We start from the raw sequence: 22,153 nt of genomic DNA on the forward strand, positions 1-22,153 counted from the left end.
TGATCTTTTTAAAGAATGATATTTCTAAATATAAACACTATTTAAACCTATTAAATATTTCATAACTTTAGCTTTTTCTAATACTATCTTTTTTGATAACAAATCTCCATCATTCCATTATAATAATCCCTTGCAACTAATTTTAGTTTTATCTCATTATTATTCTCTTCAAATAACTTAATACCTGCACCTAATATAATTGGTATAATAGTGATACGATATTCATCAATCAAATTAAGCCTAATTAGCTGATTAACAATACTTGCTCCTCCACAAATCCAGATATTTTTACCTTTAGTTTTCTTTAACCTTTGAATTAGATCAAATAATTTTTCATTTGTAAAAATAATTTCCTCTTGATTTGAAAGCAAGCGGTGAGTAATAACATAAGTCATTATACCTTTATATGGCCAGTTATCTTTTGCTAGAACATTTATTACTTGATGGTAAGTTGTATATCCCATTATAATTGTATCAATGCTTTTAACAAACTTATCATAACTACTTTCTTGATTATTTAAATCATCACCATTCATCCAATCTACTTTCATATCTTTATCTGCAATATATCCATCTAAACTCATCCCAATATACAAAATTACTTTTTTCATATATGATCTTCCCTTATTTTCCACAACCTGAAAACTTGTTCTACAGTATTTGTTATGTTCTCTTTTGCTCTTTCTTTATTCATTGCTTCAGGTAAAGTAACAATATTTCTTAAAATTGAAAAATATGCATTTATTCCTGCATTATTACATATATTTGCATCATTTGAAATTGAACCAGCAAAAGCAATTACTGGCAAATTATACTTTTTAGCTAATTTAGCCACTCCAATTGGCGCCTTACCCATTGTTGTTTGAAAATCGAGACTCCCCTCACCTGTTATTATAAGATTTGCATCTTTAACTTCCTCTTCAAAATTTATTTCTTGTAATATCAATTTAATTCCTGAATCTAACTTTGCGTTTAAAAAAGTTAAAAAAGCAAATCCTAATCCTCCAGCTGCTCCAGCTCCTGGATAATTCATATTAGCTAAAGGACATATTTCTTTTGATAAAATTGCATACTCATTTAACCATTTATCCATTTGCACTATTAATTCCTTATTGGCACCTTTTTGAGATCCATATACATAACTAGAACCTAAAGGACCACATAGAGGATTATTGACATCACAAGCAATCATAAAATCACATTCTTTTATAACTGGTAATACTTTACTAGTTTTAATTATTTTAAGTTGTTTTAATCCCAAAGCTCCAAAATCAACCTGTTTACCATCTTCGTCTAATAATTCAAAACCTAAAGCTTGAAGCATGCCAATTCCCCCATCATTAGTAGCACTGCCGCCAATACCAATAATAAAACGCCGACATCCCTGATTTATTGCATCTTTGATAACTTGACCTAATCCATATGTAGTTGTATACAAAGGATTTCTTTTAGATTCAGGAACTAAAGTTAATCCTGATGACTGTGCCATTTCAATAACTGCCATAGTTTTAGATTCAATAATTCCATAGCAACAATCAACCATCTCGCCTAAAGGACCAGCAACTTTTATTGTTCGTAATTTTCCATTTAAATCAGCTATTAAAGCTTCAACTGTTCCTTCACCACCATCAGCTAACGGTTTTACTACAATTTCACTATTTAAATATACTCGTCTAATTCCTTCTTCAATTGCTTTACCAGCTTCAATTGAAGATAAGCTTCCTTTAAATGAATCTACTGCAATTACAATTTTCATATTTTCTACTCAACCTCAAAAAATAATTGATTCTCTTTTCTTAAAGAACAAGATTTAGCCATTAATTTACCAGCAAGTTTTAATAGTAATGGATTTATTTGTCGAGCATAATTTGGACAAACATTAACACAACGCATGCATGAAATACACTTATTTTTATCAACTATTTTTGATGATTCTAATGAAATAGCCTGGGTTGGACATGCTCTAGCACATATCCCACATCCATTACAACGTTTATTCGCTTTAGGTTTAAAGGGTACTCCTTTATATTGATGATACGGAAAATTACCTGGTACTTTTAAATCATCATACTTCTCTTTAGTATCAACTAAATGCATGATTTCTTTACTAAAAACTTCTAATTGCATTTTATCCATTTCATTAGGACGATCACTTGCAAATTGATTCATAATTGAATGCTTAGCTACTGCACTGATTGCTGCAATTGAATTAAATCCATTATCTTTCATTACATCTTTGAGCTCAAGCAAAGTATCCTCATAATCACGATTACCATAAACAACAATTAAAATTGTTCGTGTATAATCACCTTTAATCTTTGCTAATCTGTTGATTACAATCTCAGGAACCCTTCCTCCATAAGAAGGCACAGCTATCATACATAAATCATTACGATCTAACTGATATCTTTGATCAAAGCCCTGAACTGATAAATCAATCATTTCCTTTTCATTCTGCCATTCATTTATTAAAATATCTAATACCTTTTTAGTTCCACCTGTAGGACTAAAATATATACCATATAACTTCATCAAATTATCACCTCTTACTATTTATACCTACACCATTAATTATATGCTACTATTTTTATTCACGCTATAATAAAATAAAGAATAAACAATTTATTTGACCTCTAATAAAACAAAAAGATGTTAAAATACATTATTTAACATCTAATCAATATTTTAATGTTTATCATTATCATCAAAAATATCACCACATTCAGGGCAGAATTTTGGTGGATGATGAGGATCTTCAGGTTCCCAGCCACATTTATCACATTTATACAATGGAGCATCTACAGGTTTAGGTTTACCACACTCGCTACAAAATTTTCCCTTATTAATATTACCGCATGAACACAACCAGCCTTCTGTTTTTGGCTTACCGCATTCCACACAAAATCTACCATTATTTTTTGTCCCACAAGCACATGTCCATTCATTAGGATTTGATTTTGCTTCATCCATTTGAGATGAGGTTTGAGACATCTTATATAGATCCTGAGCATTTATTCCACCTGCATTTTGAGCCATATTCATCCCCATAAACCCAACCATAGCACCACCTTCATTACTAGCAGCACCTTTCAAAGCTTCACTTTGTGCTTCAACAAGTGTTGCTGCTGCCATTGATGGATTTTTAAAGATTGCTGTTCGTTGAGCATTTTTAATTAGTTCTTCATCTTCCTTATTTGCAACAATTGAATTAACTGCCATTGAAGCAATTTTAATTCCTCGTAATTGATACCATTTTTTATCTAAAATTTCATTTAAGGCATCAACAATTTCAGTAGTGTGCCCAGGAAGAGCGCTATAACGAATTCCTAGTTGGGAAATTTTAGCAAAAGCTGGCTGTAATGCAGTAAGTAATTCAGCCTTTAAAGTACTATCTATTTCTTCACGATTAAATTCATTACTTATATTTCCACAAACATTAGTATAAAAAAGTAATGGGTCGACTATTTTATATGAATAAGTTCCATGACAGCGTATTGAAATATCAATATCTAAGCCAATATTAGCATCAACAACTCTAAATGGCACAGGATTAGCTGTCCCATATTTATTATCCATTATCTCCTTTAAATTAAAATAATAAATTCTTTGATCCTTTCCAGTATCACCGCCATAAGTAAATCTACGCCACATTGTTTCAAACGTTTTATAAATACTTTCACCCAGATTTCCCACAAAAATACTCGGTTCACTTGAGCTATCAAATATAAATTGTCCAGGTTCCGCACAAACTTCGATAATCTTACCTTGTTCAACAATAATCATACATTGACCATCTGCTACTGCAATACCACTACCATTAGAAATAATATTTTCTTCACCTTTTTGATTAGATGAACGATCAGAAGTCTTCTTTCGCCCTTTTGCAACTAAAACATCTTTATCAATAGCATCACAATAAAAAAATTCTTTCCATTGATCTGCAAAGGTTCCTCCAATCGCTCCTATTCCAGCTTTAATTAATCCCATAAAATAATCTCCTTCCATTCATATTTAATACTTAATTCTATTACTAATTTTTTATCATCTAGTACTTTTATTTTTAAACATTTAAAGAATAATTTTATAATTCTTTATCTTACTTTCTAATGTATTTATTTTAACATATATATTAAAGCTTTACTATTATTGTCGAATCTAATTTAAGTATTAAAATACAATATTCCATTATAGTTATATTAAATACTTTCACTTTATTAATACTATTTTATAAGTGATATTAGTTCTTCATTAGTTAGAGAGCGATATTGACCAAAATCTAAGGTTAGATCTAATTTTATTTGACCAAACTCAATTCTCTTTAATGACTCGACTTTATTTTCACATGATAAAAACATCTTTTTTATTTGGTGATATTTACCTTCACTAATTGCTACATAACAGTGATATTTATCAATAATTTCTATATCAGCTGGTAAACATTTTATCTTTCTATCAATAATAATCCCTTGATTAAAACATATTACTAAATCATCTGTTAATTCATATTTTGTAGAAACTAAATATTTCTTTTGAACATGATTTTGTGGTAACAATAATTTCTTTGAAATAGTTGGATCATCTGTTATTATTAATAATCCTGTTGTATCTTTATCCAATCTTCCTAAGCAGTAACAATCTTTATTATCTATCAAATCAATAACACATTTTTCTTTAATATCCTTGTTAGCACAAATATAACCTGCTGGCTTATTCATCATATAATAGCTGAATGGCTGAGCATTTAACTGTATTTCTTTATATGTGATAATATCATTAATTTTTACTAAATATTTATAATCCTTAATAACTGTATTATTTACTTTAATTAAACCATGTTTGATTAAAGTTCTGCATTCTTTAGCATTACCTAATTTATTTTTCATTAAAATATAATATAGTTCTTTAATACTATCACCCCTATTACAATTACTTTTCTTCAAATCTTATTTACTTATTATACAATTCTTTTAAATAAAATGAAATCGTAAATTAGTTAATGTAAGATACTAGATAACATTGTCTCAAATTATACCAGCCATCTAAAAAACGTCTACAATCTTTGTAGACGCCTATAATCTCAATATTTAATCCTAAAATTTTTGCTTAGATAATTCGCTCCTAAATATCTTTTTAAGCCTGATTTTAATCTATTATCCCTTTCTCATACTCATAAATTAATAATCCTCAGTTAATAGAAAATCAGCCAGATGTACAATTTTTACACCATTGATATTGCCTGTAGCAAGCTCATCAAGTGTTACAACATACTTAGGGTAGTGATCCTTGATTTCAAGCAGATTAGCAACCTCACGATTAGATTCCTCTGGCAGATTGCGACATACTTGTACATAAATGCGCTCATCACGTCGTACTGCTACAAAATCAATTTCTTTCGTTTCATTTTTACCTATATACACCTCATAGCCTTTTCTACGAAGTTCAAAGTACACGATATTTTCAAGCATAGCAGCAACAGATTTCGGATTGAAGCCCATTGTACAATATTTCAAAGAAGCATCAGCAAGATAGAATTTCTCCTGCGTTTTCAATACAGATTTTCCCTGTAAATCGTATCGTTGACAACGATAGATTACAAAAGCCTTTTCCAGCCATTCTAAATAATTATATACCGATTCTACTGAGAGAGAACGCCCCTCACTTTTCAAAAACTTCACAATAGCATTCGCAGAAAAGGTCTTACCCACATTTTCAACGATATACTTCACAATGCGGTTGAATAAGTCAAAATTTGTGATATTGTGTCGCTTGGTTATATCACTTGTGATAACAGAACTGTAAATACCCTCGACAACCTGATATGCTGCACTCTCATCAAAATTGCTCAGCGCAACGATAGGAAATCCGCCCATGCGAATATATTCATTAAGCAGCTCTTTGGACGTATGTCCACTTGCCTTTTTGAACTCTGTATACTCTTCAAAAGAAAGTGTAAATACAGGAATAGAGATATACCTTCCGGTCAGGTAAGTAGATATTTCACTTGACATCAGCTTAGAATTGGAACCAGTCACATATATGTCTGTATTGGCATTCTCCAGCAAACTATTGACAGCTTTTTCCCATCCAGTGATTTCCTGTACTTCGTCAAGTAAAAGATAGTAACGCTCTCCATTGATCATTTTATCTTTAATTCCATTATACATATCCTTATCGGTCATACCATCATCAAAATCTTCCGAAGTATAACGCATACTAATAATGTGATCAGAAGTAACACCACTTTTTATTAAATCATCCTGTAACATTTCTAAAATTGTGGATTTCCCACATCGCCGAATCCCGGCAAGAATTTTTACCAGTGGTACATCACGGTAAGTTTTCAGTATTTTTAAATAACGGGGTCTGACAATCATATTATCTCCTCCTATGTTATTAGTGTATCCAAAAAGTCTTGGATAATCAATAGTTTTTACTGATATTTCATAAAAACTTTATTTTTTGATAATGTTTTTATTATCGATAACACTGTATATATCAATTTGGGCATAAAAATATGCTGTCCAATTCTCGTTTTGAAAATCAATAGGTTATTATAAATGTCAACATAAAAATGTACAGTTATGACTGCTCCTTTAGACTGGGACTATTCATTTTTTAACACACTCGTAAATATATGTTTTAACGGTTTAAATTCATTTATTAGATATTCTGAATCCTCATATCCGCTTAAAAATTCATCTTTATCAAACTGTTAACTCGAACTTTAAATTAATCACTTTGTTCAAAATAAGCTAACTGAAAATTAAAATAATTTGACAATTATATAGGCACTTTATGATAACTATTTATGTCAAGAAAACTTTTGACAGGGAAATTAGAATAAATAAACTGTTATTTTAATTTGCTCTTATTGTTGATGAAATTTAAATAACATACTGACCTAAAGGAATCTGACGAAACCCTTGTAAAACGCTGGCTCAAGCAAATCACAATCTGGAATAACCATTGCACCATTGAATTGAAATCCAATCTCAAGGTCGATGCAGAAAGATAAGCATAAATTACAAAGGCTCCTCACCACTGGAACTTAATCTGGTGATGGGGAGTCTTTTTTAATTATTGCTGAGTTATTATATTGTATAATCTTCGATTGTACCTATCGGATATGCCACATTTTTATCGAACAGTACAATATTTCTTCCTACAGTCGACACAGTACTTCCATATATGATTCCTGAATAACCAAGCGAGATATAATACTGAGCCATTGTCTGAAAAGGAGCATACATTAGTGCTTTATTATCTGTGTCACTTAAAGGTTCAAATATCTGTTCTGAAAGCAACTTGGTATGTGTATAAACTCCCCATTCTGTAAAGAGCCTTTTGAACTCATCAACGTTTACACTATGCCTTGGAATAAATCCAAGAGCCTTAGCAGCTTTTATCCCTTTTTTCACTTGCTCTTGTTCATATTCCTCTAATCTAGAATTCAGTTCCTCATATGAAATATCATCAGCGATTGTTAAGTCTACCAGCTTTAACTCTAAGAAACTATCATTAAAAGAAAAATGGCAAAATCCAAATCTATTTCCTTCTTCTGATCTGCATTCTGCCTGAGAACATTCATGGATGTCAGATTCATTTCCCAATGCTAAATAAAGCCATTCAACTCCCGGAGGACTGAATCTGTTATCTTTTTTGATGAACTCCTTTTTAGGGATAAAACGCTCATAATCTGGAATTTCTTTTTCACCTAAGATAGTACCTCTACCAACTGATAAGCCTTCCAAGTCTTTAATTTTTATCGTTTTATGGTCAATTCCTGAATGCTGATGAAATAAATCATCATATACCTTCAAAAAAGTATATCCTTTTGCTTTTTCCACTTCATCAAAAGTAAACATGCCCTTTGCTAAAGCATCTCGAAATTCTGACCAAGTTTTTCTGATGGTCTCTTCACTTTTTTCAATCTCACTAAAATCAAATATTTGATCCACGAAAATTCCTCCTTCCTTAACATCTAATCCACTAGTCATAATATCCTGATTTACTGATATTAAGTTTTTCAAGCATACTGGTAACTGAAGCTTTAGGATCAGTATCAGATTTTTTCTTAATCTGATCATAAAGTTCCTGCTTAGTTAATCCCCCAGTATGCCAATAGCCTTTTTTAGAACATCTAATGCATCCTTTGTATCCTTAAGTTCTTTTTTAAGTCTGGCAATTTCTTTAGCTTCATCACTGGAATAATTGCCGCTGCCTCTGGAATTAATTGTACCATTATTATTTTTAGCTTCCTTAAGCCACTTGTGAACAGTGCTGTCAGCAACACCAAACTTTTTAGAAACAGCTACTTTAGATTCATTGGGATGATCTAATACATAGTCAACAACTCCCTGTTTAAATTCATCTGTAAATGTTGGTTTACTCATTATCATATACCTCTTTCATTTCTTATAATTAGCTTATGACATTGTACCACAGGACTTCTAATTCTTCCATTTGTCTGGTACAGTTTTTATTCTAGCACCAATCCAATTTTTGTAACTTTTTAAAAGCACCTATAACATCATAATATTTGATATTGCAAGGAATAATCCATTGTTCCATAAGTTTTCACACCTCTTAAATTCACATTTTTATTCTGTCATCTAATCCACTGCCTGCTATCTTGAAAACGGTCGAGTTACCGAAATGAACGCCATCTATTTCACTCACTCAAATTGAGTTTGCACCCTAGATAACATCTATCCTAGTGCCACAACCCTTGACATCTAATCCGCAGCCTAAACCCTCCGACTGGTTTTTCAGTAGATATGTTTTCATATAAGAAAAACGGGCTCTCCTGAGCTATTGTCTAATCTCAAAAAAGCCCGTAGATACGCTACTTTTCGCTATTTATTTCTCTTTCCTAGACATCAACACTACCGTCTCCACATGTGTAGTTTGCGGAAACATATCAACTGGCTGACAAATATCAGCAGTATAACTAAACTCTTGAAGAAATTTAATATCTCTAGCCTGAGTTGAAACATCACAAGAAATATAAACAATCTTTTTAGGTGCAGCTGCAACTAAATAATCCAGGAATTCAGATGAACATCCCTTTCTTGGCGGATCAACAAAGACCACATCTAAATGTTGATTATCATTAACTAATTCAATCATATATTTTCCTGCATCAGCACATGTAAATTCAACATTGTTGATGTTATTTAGATTTGCATTATTTTTAGCATCTGCAATTGCTGCATCAACAATTTCAACCCCATACACTTTTTTTACATATTTTGCTACTGAAAGAGTAATTGTTCCAATTCCACAATAAGCATCTAAAACAACATCATCTTTTGATAAATCAGCAAATTCAATTGCTTTTGAATATAATTTTTCTACTTGAATCGGATTAACTTGATAAAACGACTTTAAAGAAATCTTATATTTATTATCTAATAATGTATCATAAATATAACCATTACCATATAAAATAACTTCCTGTTCACCTAAAATAACATTATCTATTCGCGGATTAATATTTTGAATAACTGTTTTAATCATCGGAAACTCTTTAACAATTATTTCAACTAATTTATTTACATCCTTAATTTTATTACGATAACTAATTAAAACTAACATTATTTCATTAGTATGATAACCAAATTTAGTTAGAATATGTTTAATATTACCTTGATGAGATAATTTATCATAAGGATAAATTTTAAATTCTTCCATTAATTCTTTAACACGATTAGTAATCTGGTTAGATAACTTATTTTGAATAAAACAATTGTCACATGGAATGATCTCATTTGATTTTTGTTTATAAAAACCTGTAACTAAATGATTTCCCTTTACCCCTATAGGCATTTGTACTTTATTTCGATAATACCATGGTTCTTCCATCATCAAACAATCATTTACTGTAACAAAACAATTACCTATTCTTTCTAAACAATCTTTAACCCTTTTTGTTTTAAATAACATTTGTCCTTCTTTACTTAAATGTTGTAATTGGCATCCACCACAAGGCTTAAAAACTGAACATTTAGGCTCTATACGATATTTAGAAACTTCATCCAATTCTATTAGTCTAGCAATTGCATAATTTTTTAATACTTTGATCACTTTAAGTCTTCCAGTTTCACCAACTAACATTCCCTTTACAAAATAAGTAAAATTATCAACCTTTACAACTCCTTGACCATCATGAGTTAAATCTACACACTCACCATAAAAATAATCATTCTTTTTCATTATTTCCTCCTAAAAAGACGAGCAACGCTCGTCTATTGGGTCTCATCTTTCTTTAAAGCTCGATCAGTGGCATTTTGATCTACCACATTAGCCCCTGTAAAACTGATTTCATCATTATTTGGATGTTTTGTACCAAAAATTGGAAAATTAGTATCACCATTACTTGTTAAAACAAACTCAACATTATATTGTCCACGCCCATTAGCAGTTCCTAATAACTCACTATAAGCACTACCTTCACTCTTCGGTTGTCCTAAAGCATCATCTAGTGTATGTAAAGCATTAGTAGCTAATGTTTTAGCATCATCAGAAGTGATATTATCAACAAAATTCATTGAAATCTTAATAATTCGACAATCAACTTCAATATTAACACTATTTATATTTGGATCTGCCTTAACAGTATCTTCAACACTATTAAATTTATCCTTATCAATAGCAATCAAAGATGCACAGCGATCACCATAAACAGGACCATCATTTCCTCCTGCTACAAAAACATATATTACAAATCCAATTGCAATTGAAAGAAGTAGGAGCAAAAATATATAGCTCTTTTTAAATTTTCTTTTTTTCTTTTTTCCTTTACCCATTGATTTATCTCCTGAATCCTTATCACCAGAATCAGCTAAAGATTTATTTATATCATTAACTGCCTTATTCTCTGTGTTAATTGGCTGTAATTCTTCTAAATCATCAATTTCATCATCAAATTTAAATCTTTCATGAGACATATTTACATCCTCCTTCAATCATTGTACCAAATATCTAAATATTTGTACATTAAGAAATTCTTTGCTTTAATAACTCAATCAATAACTTACTTGTAAGACTAGGATTAGCTTGACCACCTGTCTTTTTCATAATTTGTCCAACTAAAAATCCAACTGCTCGATCTTTACCATTACTATAATCCTCAATTGATTGAGGATTAGCATCAAGAACCTCATTAATAATTCTAGTTAATTCTTCTGGTGAAGAAATCTGTTTCATATTATTTTCTTCAATAATAACTTCAGGATCTTTTCCTTCATTCATTAAAATTTCAAATACTTTCTTCCCTTGTTTACTCGAAATAGTTCCATCTTGAATATAATTAATCATCTTCGCTAAAAATTCAGGAGTAATTTTAGTATCAGTAATAATCAAATTACTTTTATTTAAATATGCTTGAACTTCACCTAATAACCAGTTACAAGCAATCTTATAGTAATTAGTATACTTAACTGTTTCATCAAAGAAATCAGAAATTTCTTTAGTTTGTACTAATATCAAAGCATCAGTTTTAGGAATATTATATTCATTTATATAACGAGCAACCCGAGATTCAGGCATTTCTGGTATTCTTGCAATAATATCTTCTACCCATTGGTGTTCTAAACGAATTGGCAAAATATTTGGTTCTGGATAATATTTATAATCCACAGCATCACCTTTAGCACGCATAACAACAGTTTCTTTTTTATCCTCATCATATCGACGAGTTTCTTGTAATACTTCACCACCACTAATCAATACTTTTTCTTGACGTGATACCTCAAATTCAATTGCCTTTTGAACATTAGAAATAGAATTTAAGTTCTTAATTTCAGTTCTTGTTCCAAATTTATCACTTCCAAAAGGACGAATTGAAATATTAACATCACAACGCATTGATCCTTCTTCCATCTTTGCATCACTTACTTCTGTAAATAAGAAAATTTGTCTGAGTTTTTCTAAGTAAGCTGCAGCTGCTGCTCCACTACGAATCGTTGGCTTTGTCACGATTTCAATTAACGGAATACCAGCACGATTATAATCAATTAATGAATAATCATCAAAATGTAACTGTTTAGCAGTATCTTCTTCCATATGTAATCTTTCAATTTCAATTACTTGTTTACAACCATCTACTTCGATTGTCATTGTCCCATTACGACCAATAGGATAACGATCCTGTGTTATTTGAAATCCTTTTGGTAAATCTGAATAATAATAATTTTTACGATCAAATTGAACTAATTCATCAATTTCCATATTTAAAGCACTACATACTCTAATCGCAAATTCAACCCCTGATTTATTTAAAACAGGCATTGCCCCTGTCATTCCTAAATCCACAATATTAGCATTTGTATTTGGTGCTTCCCCAAATGTTACTGGGGCTCCAGAAAACATCTTTGATTTTGTTTTAAGTTCACAGTGAACTTCTAATCCAATAACAGTTTCAAAATTCATCTTTCCTTACCCCTCTCTTGAATACTGATTTGCTAAACCTAATGCTTGTTCTAAAGCATATGCGACATTAAATACTGTTTGTTCTTCAAATAAACGTCCCATAATATTTACAGCAATTGGCATTCCTTCACAAAATCCTGAAGGAATTGAAATACTTGGTGTTCCTGCAAAATTACCTAAAGCCAAATGATTTTCTAAAATCAAATATTCATCAGATAAACGATCATCATTAGCCTCATCTAATTTAGGTGCTATACCACCACCATTAGGTGTTAAAATAATATCATAGTTATCATAAATTTTATTCATTTCTTCAACAATCAAACGACGTACTCGTTGAGCTTTTCTAAACATTCTTTCTTGATTTTCTGTAGCTAATGCTATGTTTCCAAGGATAAAACGTCTTTTGATATGTGCACCAAAACCATCAGTCCTTGAATTAATCATTACTTCATCAGTTGAACTACCTGGTTGACGATCGCCATATTTAATCCCATCTAAACAAGAATGGTTACTTGTAGCTTCACTATTAGCGATAATTGTATATGTAGGTAAAATTGCTTTAGCCAAATATACAGGTATTTCTACTTCTTCAACTATAGCCCCTAATTGTTTAAAAGTTTCAACAACATGATTAAAATTATTTTTAATCTCAACATTACGAATCTCATTACTAATAGTTTTCAAAACTGCAATTTTCATTCCTTTAATATCACTATTTAATTCTTGTAAATAATGTGGTACATCTCTTGTACTTGATGTCATATCTCGCTTATCATAACCTGCTAAAGCTTCAGTAACGATTGCCATATCTCGAACATTACGTGTAAATGCACCAACATGATCTAGACTTGATGCATAAGGAATAACTCCAAAACGAGAAATTCTTCCCCATGTTGGTTTAAAACCTACTATCCCACAAAATCCTGCTGGTTTACGAATCGAATCTCCAGTATCACTTCCAAGAGCAAATGGTACAATACCACTACCAACTAATGCTGCACTTCCTCCTGATGAACCTCCAGCTATTCTTGTTGAATCCCAAGGATTAAAAACAGGTCCTGTTAATGCTGACTTGTTTGTTCCTCCCATCGCTAATTCATCCATACTTGATTTTCCAATCAAACTAATGCCTTTATCAAATAATTTTTCAACTACTGTGGCATTATAAACGGGTACATAGTCTTCTAACATTTTACTAGAAGCTGTTGTTTTGATTCCTTTAGTATTAAAGTTATCTTTAAATACCCCAGGAATCCCTTTTAATATTTCATCATCATTAATTTTAATATCTTTAATATTATTTAATGCGTTATCTTTTGTGATTGTAACAAAAGCATTCAAACGATTTTGTTGAAACTCTGCTTCTTTAAATAAATCATGATAATATTCATCAATATTTATTTTATCATTAACAATTAAATCATGTAATTCTTCAATTGAATATACTTTCATTATCCCACCACCTTTGGTACTTTAATTTGATTATCTTGAACACTTTTAGCATTCTTCAAAACATCTTCACAACTAATTACATCAACTGGTTCATCTTCACGTAAAAAACTAGTTTCAATTTCATAAGGATAAGCTAAAGGTTCTTTACCCTCAGTATCTATTTTTTCTAATACTGCAACATGATTTAAAAATATATCATATTCTTCTATAAGTTCTGGCATTTCTTCATCACTTATATTAAACATTGTTTTTAACCCTATCTTTTTCAACATCTCTTCTTTACTTTCCATAACCTTCTCCTAATACAATAAACTACTTTTAGCTTTTTCACCTTGCTCTTTAATAATAATTGCTTCCAAATCGTCCTGTGAATGGACTAATACTTTAATATCAAACCCAGTAAATTGATTATCTATTTCATCTGCTGCAGTTGATACTAGATAAATTAATTCTTCATAAGTTTTTACATTAACATTTAATTTAATATTCATTGATTGAATCGTACCATCTTTATAACGACCATAACCAATTACTCCAACTGCTTCAGTAGCAGCTTTCTTCATATTACTTTTAAATATTTCAAACTGTGAAGCAGTTTCTTCATCTACTGCTGTAGCTTCTTCACTACTAAACATATAATTATGATAATTTAAAGTATCAATACTACCTACACTATTTTCACAAAAACTTTTTAAAATATAACGTCCATTAATATCACTTTCATTAGTGTTAGTAGCGTAGTATACACAGATATTTGCTGGAATATCCTTTAAATCTTTTTTTGTTTGAAGATAATCATATAATTTACTAATTGATTGACGTCCAAAATCAGCTACGATTTGTTCATCCATTGAAGTACTTAAGCGATTATTATTCTCATCACGAGGATCAAGTACAATAGCTAAAGAAATACCTTTTAACTCATATTTGTCCCCTTCTTTTCGATAATAATCCTGCTCATGAACAGTAGATACCATAATTGGATTTTCAACTCCCCCAATTGCTTCTCCCCTTTGTACCTGCAAAGTATGAGGATATTCTTTAGGATCACTAGAACGTCTTAATAATTTATTCATATCTTCATTTTTTAGATATTGTCCTTCTGACATATAATAATCAGCAGTTGAAAAATGAGCAGTTGATAATATTTGTAATTCTCTACCAATTGTTTGAAAATCACTAGTTTGTCCAAAAGAAGTATAGTAATTATCACGATTTAAATTAGTATTAAAATTCACTACTCGATAAAATGAATCATCTAAACTATCAGTAGTAGAAACATCATTTGCTGTCTGACTTTCAACTGTTTCTTTAACATCATGACATCCTGTAAGCAACAAAGACATTACTAATAAAGCTGCTATTTTTTTCATCATATGATTCCTCCTTATACTAGTGCATTATAACATTATTTTCCTTACTTAACCATCTCTAATAAAGTTTCTTCATTAATTACATCAATTCCCAAACTTTGAGCTCTAGTAAGTTTACTCCCCGCATTTTCACCAGCAACCAAATAATTAGTCTTTTTAGAAACTGAACCCGCTACTTTACCACCATGTTTTTCAATCAATTCACTTGCCTGCTTTCTTGATAAAGTCGGCAAAGTCCCTGTCACTACAAATGTCATATCTTCAAAACGATTATCACTATCTGCTTCTTCATTTACTTCCATATTCACACCATAATCTTTTAAACGCTGAATTACTGCCTGATTATCAGAATTCTTAAAGTAATTAATAATTGCCATCGCACTGATATCTCCAATATCATTAACTTCAACTAATTGAGCATAACTAGCTTTCATCAAATTATCAATACTCTTAAATTTTTTCATTAAACTCTTTGCCGCTGATTTACCAACATTACTTATTCCTAAACTAGTAAGCAGCTTACTAGCATCATTATTTTTACTACCTTCAATTGCATTTAATAAATTATCTGTACTTTTAACTAAACCAATAATTTTTTTATCTAATAACTCTTGACGTTTATCAATCAAACCATAAATATCGCTTAAATCCTTTAAATATCCATGCTCCACTAGAGTTTCAACATAAGCAAAACCAAATCCTTTAATATCCATTGCATCCCGTCCAACAAAATTAACAATATTTCTAATCAATTTACTTGGACAACTATGATTAGTACACTTAATATCTGCATTGTCTGCTATACGCATGGCTGGTGCTCCACAAACTGGACACTTATCACCAATTACATAAGGAACACTTTTAGCTGGTCTTTTTTCTTTAACAACACGACGAATTTTAGGAATAATCTCACCTGATTTATAAACAACGATCGTATCACCAATTCTAATATCTAAATCATCAATAAAATCCTGATTATGTAAGGTTGCTCTTGTAACTGTTGTTCCACATAGCCTAATTGGTTCAAAAATAGCTGTAGGAGTAATTCTTCCAGTTCTTCCTACTGAAAGTTCAATTTCTAATAATTTAGTTTCTTTCTCCTCTGGAGGATATTTATATGCGATTGCCCATCGTGGTACTTTAGCAGTATTCCCTAACTTTCTTCGATCAGCAAAACTATCAATTTTTACTACTGCACCATCTATATCATAGTCTAATTTATCACGATTTTCACCAATTGCAACAATTGCCTGCCATACTTCATCTGCTGTTTTACAAATTTTATAATCTTCAATTATTTTAATTCCCTGTTGTTTTAAATATTCATAACCTTCACTATGACTATTAAATTCTTTACCTCGAACATCTTGGATGTTAAAAACAAACATGGATAAATCTCTTTCTTTAGTAATTTTACTATCCAATTGTCGTAATGTTCCCGCAGCACAATTCCTTGGATTTGCAAAAAGCTTTTTTCCTTTAATCTCCTGCATTTCATTAACTTTATCGAAAGCTTCATTAGTCATGTAAACCTCACCACGAACTTCTAAATACTCAATTGGATCTTTTAAAGTTTTTTTAACATCTTTTATTACCTTTGCATTGACAGTAACATCTTCACCTTCGAGAATTCCATCTCCACGCGTTATTGCAACATCCAATTTACCATTTACATATCTAAGTGCAAGTGATAAACCATCAATCTTATATTCAACTACAAAAGTGGGATCTTCTAATTGTTCTTTCATATCTTTGATAAATTCTTCAACCTCTTCTTTAGAAAAAACATCTTGTAAAGATAACATTGGAACATTATGTTTTACAAGGACTCCAGCTTCACGCTTTGCTTCACCACCAACTTTTTGAGTTGGCGAATCATCAGATATATATTCTGGATGCTTTATTTCTAATGCCTTCAATTCTTGCATCAACATATCATATTCATAATCACTTATCTCTGGATTATCCTGATTATAATAACGATCGTTATGATACCAAATTACTTCTTTGAGTTCTTTATATCTATTCAAATCATTCATGTTCTCACTCCTAATCTTCAATATTATACCAAAATCAATTTAACTATAAAACAAAAATGTGCATTTTGCACATTATAATTTCATATGAAAATTCATTTAATTTTTATAATAGGCAAATATCACAACAAAACCATATCCTAATATCTTTCTTCTTTAAAATTTTTTAATTAACTAAAACAGCTAGTACATATAATTACTTTTATAACTTCATTCTCATAGTTTTCATTTCCTCATCAAAATCCATTGCTTTGTATAAAGCAATTGCCTTATCATTTTGACTCAAAACATTTAATTCAATATACTTACAATCTTTTTCTAATGCCCATTTTTTCACACTTTCAATCAGTTTTTTTCCTATCCCCTTATTTCTAAAAACAGGTTCAACAACAAGATCCATTAAATATGCAAAATTATGTTCTACAAGACAATTATATGGAGGTGTTTTTTGTTTTTGAACAAGAGCAAGTCCAATAATTTTTGTATCATATGCAATTAAAATATCACTATCTTCATTTTCAATAATCATTCTTATAAATTCATCATCTTGTTTTGCCACTTTAAAATACTCTGGTTGTAATTTAGCCATATCACTAAATAATATAGTATATAAATCTATGATTCCATCAATATCTTTAGCAGCTGCTTTTCTAATTTTCATATATCCCTCCTAAATTAATTTTATATTATCAACACTAAATAGTTATTTCCAGGTTACTGGATAATTTAAATGCTTTGGTAACTTTGTATTTCGATTCCCTTTAGCTGAATTAACCTGTCCTTGGGTTAAAAATAATGCTTTTGTTAAATCTGCATCATTAAAATTTGCATCTCTTGTATCTGCACCTAAAAAAATCGTATTATCAAATTTACAACTATCAAAATTAGCTGCAATTAATAATTTCATACTTAAATCCAAACCACTCATATCTTCTCCTTTAAAGTTTTTTGCTAAAAAGGCAGTAGGAACTTTTTTATTATTATTAAATTGTGAACATATTTGTTTTAAAACAGGATTTATTTTATCTTTATAAGTATTTAAATTAAAAGATAATAACTCATTAGGAAAATAATTACATATCTTTTTATTTTCAATTATTAAATTTTTGATTCTCTCTTTCTTTTTACTTGATATATCTAAAGTTAGTGCTTCTAATAAATAATATCTTACTTGATATAATTGAAAGACAATTATAAAAACATCAAATATTTCTGTTGCCTGATTTGTTAAATCTCGATATGTTTTTCCCTGATAGATACATTGTGTAACATGTTGCCCAGCTCCAAAACAATCATATCCTATACATCCCTTTAAATTCCTATCTTCTAGTTGTGTATGTATTTTACATTGAAAATCATTTAGCAAATTATTACATGGCTGACCAGCTTTTTTATCTTTAGGAAAACCATCCATTTTTGAGAAAAATAAAGCAACACAGCATAATCCAGAACATTTAGAACAGTTTGTTTTTAATTGTAAGAGTTCTTCACTATAATTCATTTTTTATTCTCTACTTTTTAAAAGTTCTTCTTCAATCAATTCTTTTGAAATATTCATTGTTTTAATCATTTTTATATATTGATTATATTGGCATGTATCCTTGGCATACTTTCCTTGTGCATTTTTACATCTTTTAATAATTGAATTTATTTCTTTAAGCACATCTTCATTATTCATATTATCCCCTACTTTCTACTAATATCTAAATTAACTAAACCAGCTTTTTTCAATTTTACTATTTCTAGCCTTTATTAACAATAAAAAGAATACTTTGAGATAAAAATACCCAAAGTATTAATTAGTCAATTTTTTTAACGCCTTATGACCAGCCATCAGTGTTTTTAATCCTGCTGGAAGTTCAAAAGCAATATCTAATGTATTACCTTTAACTTTAACAACAACACCTTTTCCAAAACTGTCATGTAAAACAAAATCACCAGCAGCCCAATCAGTAATTTGATTATTCCCTACTAACTCTTCTTTACTTGGTGCTGTATTAATAAAATTTGATGTTTTAAAACGTGGCTTAGTTCCCACATGTTTTATTCCCTCTTTACCAACTTCATCAATAAATCGACTTGCTATTTTAGGTGAATCAGTCACAAAACTAAAACCTTCACTATCCGTTAAAAATAACTGCTTTTTTGCTCTAGTAAAAGCTACATATGCTAACCTGCGTTCTTCTTCTAAACCATCATCAGACTCACTTAAAGACCTAAAACTTGGAAAAATCCCCTCTGACAATCCTAAAACAAAGACATAATCAAATTCTAAGCCTTTTGCCATATGAATCGTCATCAAACTAACATATTGTCCTTCATCAATATTATCATTATCAGTATATAATGAAATTTCTTGTAAATAATTTTCTATCGTTGCTAAATCAGGATTTTGATTTTGAAATTCATAAATAGATCTTTGCAGCTCATGAATATTATCAATTCTATTTTCCTCAAGATCCTTTTTCAACATTTCAATATATCCAAGATCATTCATTAAATTTTCAAACATCTCATGTAAAGGAAGATTAGACTGCTTTGCAGTTTCAATTGCATTGACTAAAACCTTAACTTCTTTTTTAGCTTTAGCAGATAACTTAATTTGATCACTATAAAGAGTTAGCGCTTCATATAAACTAACCTGATTATTTAAAGCTACTAATTGAATATTTTCAAGTGTCTTTTTACCTATTCCTCGACTAGGAACATTAATAATTCTTTCAAATGCCAAATCTTCATCATTAGAAACTAATTGTAAATAACTTAAAGCATCTTTAATTTCTTTACGACTAAAGAATTTAAGCCCACCAAAAATACGATAATCGATCGCATGTGAAATAAGACTTTGCTCAATCGTTCTAGATAAATAATTAGCACGATATAAGATTGCGAAATTACGATAATTAACCCCATCTATATCATTAATAATTTTCTCTATTTGACTAGAGATATAATCAGCTTCTTCTTGTTCACTTTTACCAGTATAATGAATTACTTCGGCACCACCAGTAGCTTCTGTATATAAATCTTTTTCTAAACGATTTTGATTTTTACGAATTAAACAGTTAGAAATATTTAATATATTTCCAGTTGAACGATAATTTTGATCTAATATTACTGTTTTACATGGCTTAAAATCTTTATCAAAATCTAAAATATAATTTACATCAGCACCCCTAAACGAATATATTGTCTGATCAGGATCTCCCACCACACAAGTAATAGCTTTTTTTGCCATCAATTTGACTAAACGATATTCAATATTTCCAACATCTTGAAATTCATCAACATGAATATATTGAAAACGGTGTTGCCATTTTTCTAATACATCTGGATAATTTTCAAATATATAAACTGCTTTTAATAACAAATCATCAAAATCAAGCATAAAATGATTTTCTTGATAATCAAGATATTCTTTATATACTTTTGCCTTTTTTATTTCACCTTGAAACTGTCCCGCTAATTCCAATGCTCTTTCTGGACTTACATTAGCCATCTTATAATTAGAAATTGAAGCAATCATACTTTTAATACTAATTGTTTTAGCATCAATATCTAAATTATTATATATTTTTTTAATTAATGCTTTTTGATCTTCTTCATCCATTATCATAAAATTACTAGGATAATTGATTACATTAATATGTTGTCTTAAAATTCGTACACATAATGAATGGATCGTACAAATCAATGAGCCTAATGCATGAGGCCCTAACAGATTACTAACACGTTCTTTCATTTCATTTGCAGCTTTATTTGTAAAAGTAATCGCTAAGATCTTACGTGGATCAACTCCAATTTCATCAATCAAATATGCAATTCGATATGTAACTACACGAGTTTTTCCTGAACCAGCTCCAGCAATTATTCTTAAATGACTATCAAGATAAGTAGCTGCTTCTTTTTGGTTTTTATTTAATAAATTATCTAAATCCATCTAATCACCACCACCGCTATATTATAGCTTATATCATTTATAAAAGATACTATTTCTACAAAAAATAATAGTAGCATATTACAAATAAAATCACTAAATTCATAAACCCTTTCATACTAACTATATGACTTAAATAATTAAAATGCTATAATATTAAAAATATTAAAGGAGACTCTTTATGATTAATAAAATTAGTATAATCTGTGTTAGTGATACTGAACTTGAACCATTTTAAAGCAAATTAAAGTTACTAAAACAATAAATAAGACAATGCTAAAATTTTATCAAAGTAACTTTGTACAATTTGAATTAATTTTAGTTTATAGTGGGGTATGTAAAGTAAATGCTGCAATTGCAACCTGGCAGCTTATTAATTTATTTAATGTTGATATAATAATTAACGCTGGAACAGCTGGGGGAATTGATGAATCTGTACAACTCTTTGACACAATTATTTCTAAAAAAGTTATCTATCATGATGTTGGTGATGATATATTAACAGATTTTCATCCCTGGTTAAAATCAAACTATTTTAGTACTGATCCATCATTAATTAATCTGATTAAAAGCTACTATCAAGAATCTAAATATCCCCTCTTAATTGGAACAACTGTTACTGGAGAACAATTCATTACTGATAAAAACAGAACTGAAATCAAACAAAAGTATTCTCCTTTATCTGTTGATATGGAAACTGCCAGTATTGGCCATGTCTGTTATATAAATAAAGTTCCTTTTATAACAATAAGGACAATTACTGATACAAATAAGTATCAAGGAATAGAGAATGTTGAACTTAATTGCATAAAAGCTTCATCCATATCTGCATATGTAGTATTTGAGTTTTTAACTAAACTAACAACATCTTTAATATAAAAAACAATGTATTAGCAATAAAACTAATTAACATTGTTTTT

20 protein-coding genes are annotated in these 22,153 nt (G+C 29.9%); 1 reads left to right on the forward strand and 19 read right to left on the reverse strand.

Features of this window, described 5'->3' with window-relative positions; translation table 11 throughout:
• Window positions 1–83 precede the first annotated feature (83 nt).
• From BMW96_RS02425 to BMW96_RS02510, 19 genes are all read right to left on the reverse strand, one after another.
• Window positions 84–611 (reverse strand): dihydrofolate reductase family protein, encoded by a 528-nt coding sequence (locus tag BMW96_RS02425; RefSeq protein WP_092352141.1) that lies wholly within the window; start codon window positions 609–611, stop codon window positions 84–86.
• On the reverse strand, window positions 608–1,756 hold the full coding sequence (locus BMW96_RS02430; RefSeq protein WP_092352143.1) for a glycerate kinase family protein: 1,149 nt from the start codon (window positions 1,754–1,756) through the stop codon (window positions 608–610). The genes BMW96_RS02425 and BMW96_RS02430 overlap by 4 nt, the downstream gene beginning before the upstream one ends.
• Window positions 1,757–1,761: 5 nt before the next feature.
• Window positions 1,762–2,532 carry an EFR1 family ferrodoxin gene (locus BMW96_RS02435; RefSeq protein WP_092352145.1) on the reverse strand — a complete coding sequence of 257 codons (771 nt, stop codon included), beginning with the start codon at window positions 2,530–2,532 and terminating at the stop codon, window positions 1,762–1,764.
• Window positions 2,533–2,685: 153 nt separating this feature from the next.
• On the reverse strand, window positions 2,686–3,987 hold the full coding sequence (locus BMW96_RS02440) for an SPFH domain-containing protein (protein ID WP_092352147.1): 1,302 nt from the start codon (window positions 3,985–3,987) through the stop codon (window positions 2,686–2,688).
• Window positions 3,988–4,220: 233 nt separating this feature from the next.
• On the reverse strand, window positions 4,221–4,940 hold the full coding sequence (locus BMW96_RS02445) for a 16S rRNA pseudouridine(516) synthase (protein ID WP_244881239.1): 720 nt from the start codon (window positions 4,938–4,940) through the stop codon (window positions 4,221–4,223).
• A gap of 234 nt (window positions 4,941–5,174) precedes the next feature.
• The gene (locus BMW96_RS02450; RefSeq protein ID WP_092352151.1) at window positions 5,175–6,374 is read right to left on the reverse strand and encodes an ATP-binding protein; all 1,200 of its coding nucleotides are present in this window, start codon (window positions 6,372–6,374) and stop codon (window positions 5,175–5,177) included.
• Window positions 6,375–7,091: 717 nt separating this feature from the next.
• Window positions 7,092–8,087, reverse strand: coding sequence for an RES family NAD+ phosphorylase (locus BMW96_RS02455; RefSeq protein ID WP_218139411.1), 996 nt, complete (start codon window positions 8,085–8,087; stop codon window positions 7,092–7,094).
• Between the two features lie 15 nt (window positions 8,088–8,102).
• Window positions 8,103–8,393, reverse strand: coding sequence for a transposase (locus BMW96_RS02460; RefSeq protein ID WP_218139412.1), 291 nt, complete (start codon window positions 8,391–8,393; stop codon window positions 8,103–8,105).
• Between the two features lie 466 nt (window positions 8,394–8,859).
• Window positions 8,860–10,215: a 23S rRNA (uracil(1939)-C(5))-methyltransferase RlmD gene (gene rlmD / locus BMW96_RS02465; protein ID WP_092352155.1), complete on the reverse strand. Its 1,356-nt coding sequence runs from the start codon at window positions 10,213–10,215 to the stop codon at window positions 8,860–8,862.
• Between the two features lie 32 nt (window positions 10,216–10,247).
• Window positions 10,248–10,949, reverse strand: a complete 702-nt coding sequence (locus tag BMW96_RS02470; protein WP_092352157.1) for a hypothetical protein — start codon at window positions 10,947–10,949, stop codon at window positions 10,248–10,250.
• Window positions 10,950–10,998: 49 nt separating this feature from the next.
• Window positions 10,999–12,432, reverse strand: coding sequence for an Asp-tRNA(Asn)/Glu-tRNA(Gln) amidotransferase subunit GatB (gatB, locus tag BMW96_RS02475; protein ID WP_092352159.1), 1,434 nt, complete (start codon window positions 12,430–12,432; stop codon window positions 10,999–11,001).
• A gap of 6 nt (window positions 12,433–12,438) precedes the next feature.
• Complete coding sequence (gatA, locus tag BMW96_RS02480; RefSeq protein WP_092352161.1) at window positions 12,439–13,887, reverse strand: Asp-tRNA(Asn)/Glu-tRNA(Gln) amidotransferase subunit GatA; 1,449 nt, start codon at window positions 13,885–13,887, stop codon at window positions 12,439–12,441.
• Entirely contained in the window at window positions 13,887–14,177 is a 291-nt protein-coding gene (gatC, locus tag BMW96_RS02485) for an Asp-tRNA(Asn)/Glu-tRNA(Gln) amidotransferase subunit GatC (protein WP_092352163.1), read from the reverse strand. Before gatC ends, gatA begins: the two co-directional genes overlap by 1 nt.
• Window positions 14,178–14,186: 9 nt before the next feature.
• Entirely contained in the window at window positions 14,187–15,263 is a 1,077-nt protein-coding gene (locus tag BMW96_RS02490) for a CamS family sex pheromone protein (protein ID WP_244881240.1), read from the reverse strand.
• Window positions 15,264–15,304: 41 nt separating this feature from the next.
• Window positions 15,305–17,299, reverse strand: coding sequence for an NAD-dependent DNA ligase LigA (ligA, locus tag BMW96_RS02495; protein WP_092352165.1), 1,995 nt, complete (start codon window positions 17,297–17,299; stop codon window positions 15,305–15,307).
• Window positions 17,300–17,498: 199 nt separating this feature from the next.
• Window positions 17,499–17,957: a GNAT family N-acetyltransferase gene (locus BMW96_RS02500; protein WP_092352167.1), complete on the reverse strand. Its 459-nt coding sequence runs from the start codon at window positions 17,955–17,957 to the stop codon at window positions 17,499–17,501.
• Window positions 17,958–17,999: 42 nt separating this feature from the next.
• Window positions 18,000–18,797: a pentapeptide repeat-containing protein gene (locus BMW96_RS02505; RefSeq protein ID WP_092352169.1), complete on the reverse strand. Its 798-nt coding sequence runs from the start codon at window positions 18,795–18,797 to the stop codon at window positions 18,000–18,002.
• A gap of 3 nt (window positions 18,798–18,800) precedes the next feature.
• The gene (locus BMW96_RS14015) at window positions 18,801–18,974 is read right to left on the reverse strand and encodes a hypothetical protein (protein ID WP_157796054.1); all 174 of its coding nucleotides are present in this window, start codon (window positions 18,972–18,974) and stop codon (window positions 18,801–18,803) included.
• A gap of 117 nt (window positions 18,975–19,091) precedes the next feature.
• Window positions 19,092–21,236 carry an ATP-dependent helicase gene (locus BMW96_RS02510; protein ID WP_092352171.1) on the reverse strand — a complete coding sequence of 715 codons (2,145 nt, stop codon included), beginning with the start codon at window positions 21,234–21,236 and terminating at the stop codon, window positions 19,092–19,094.
• A 270-nt stretch (window positions 21,237–21,506) separates the two neighbouring features.
• Between BMW96_RS02510 and mtnN the strand changes: the two genes are divergently transcribed.
• The gene (gene mtnN / locus BMW96_RS02515; RefSeq protein ID WP_244881241.1) at window positions 21,507–22,112 is read left to right on the forward strand and encodes a 5'-methylthioadenosine/S-adenosylhomocysteine nucleosidase; all 606 of its coding nucleotides are present in this window, start codon (window positions 21,507–21,509) and stop codon (window positions 22,110–22,112) included.
• The last annotated feature ends 41 nt before the right edge of the window (window positions 22,113–22,153 follow it).

This window comes from Thomasclavelia cocleata (genome assembly GCF_900102365.1).
Lineage (GTDB): Bacteria > Bacillota_I > Bacilli_A > Erysipelotrichales > Coprobacillaceae > Thomasclavelia > Thomasclavelia cocleata.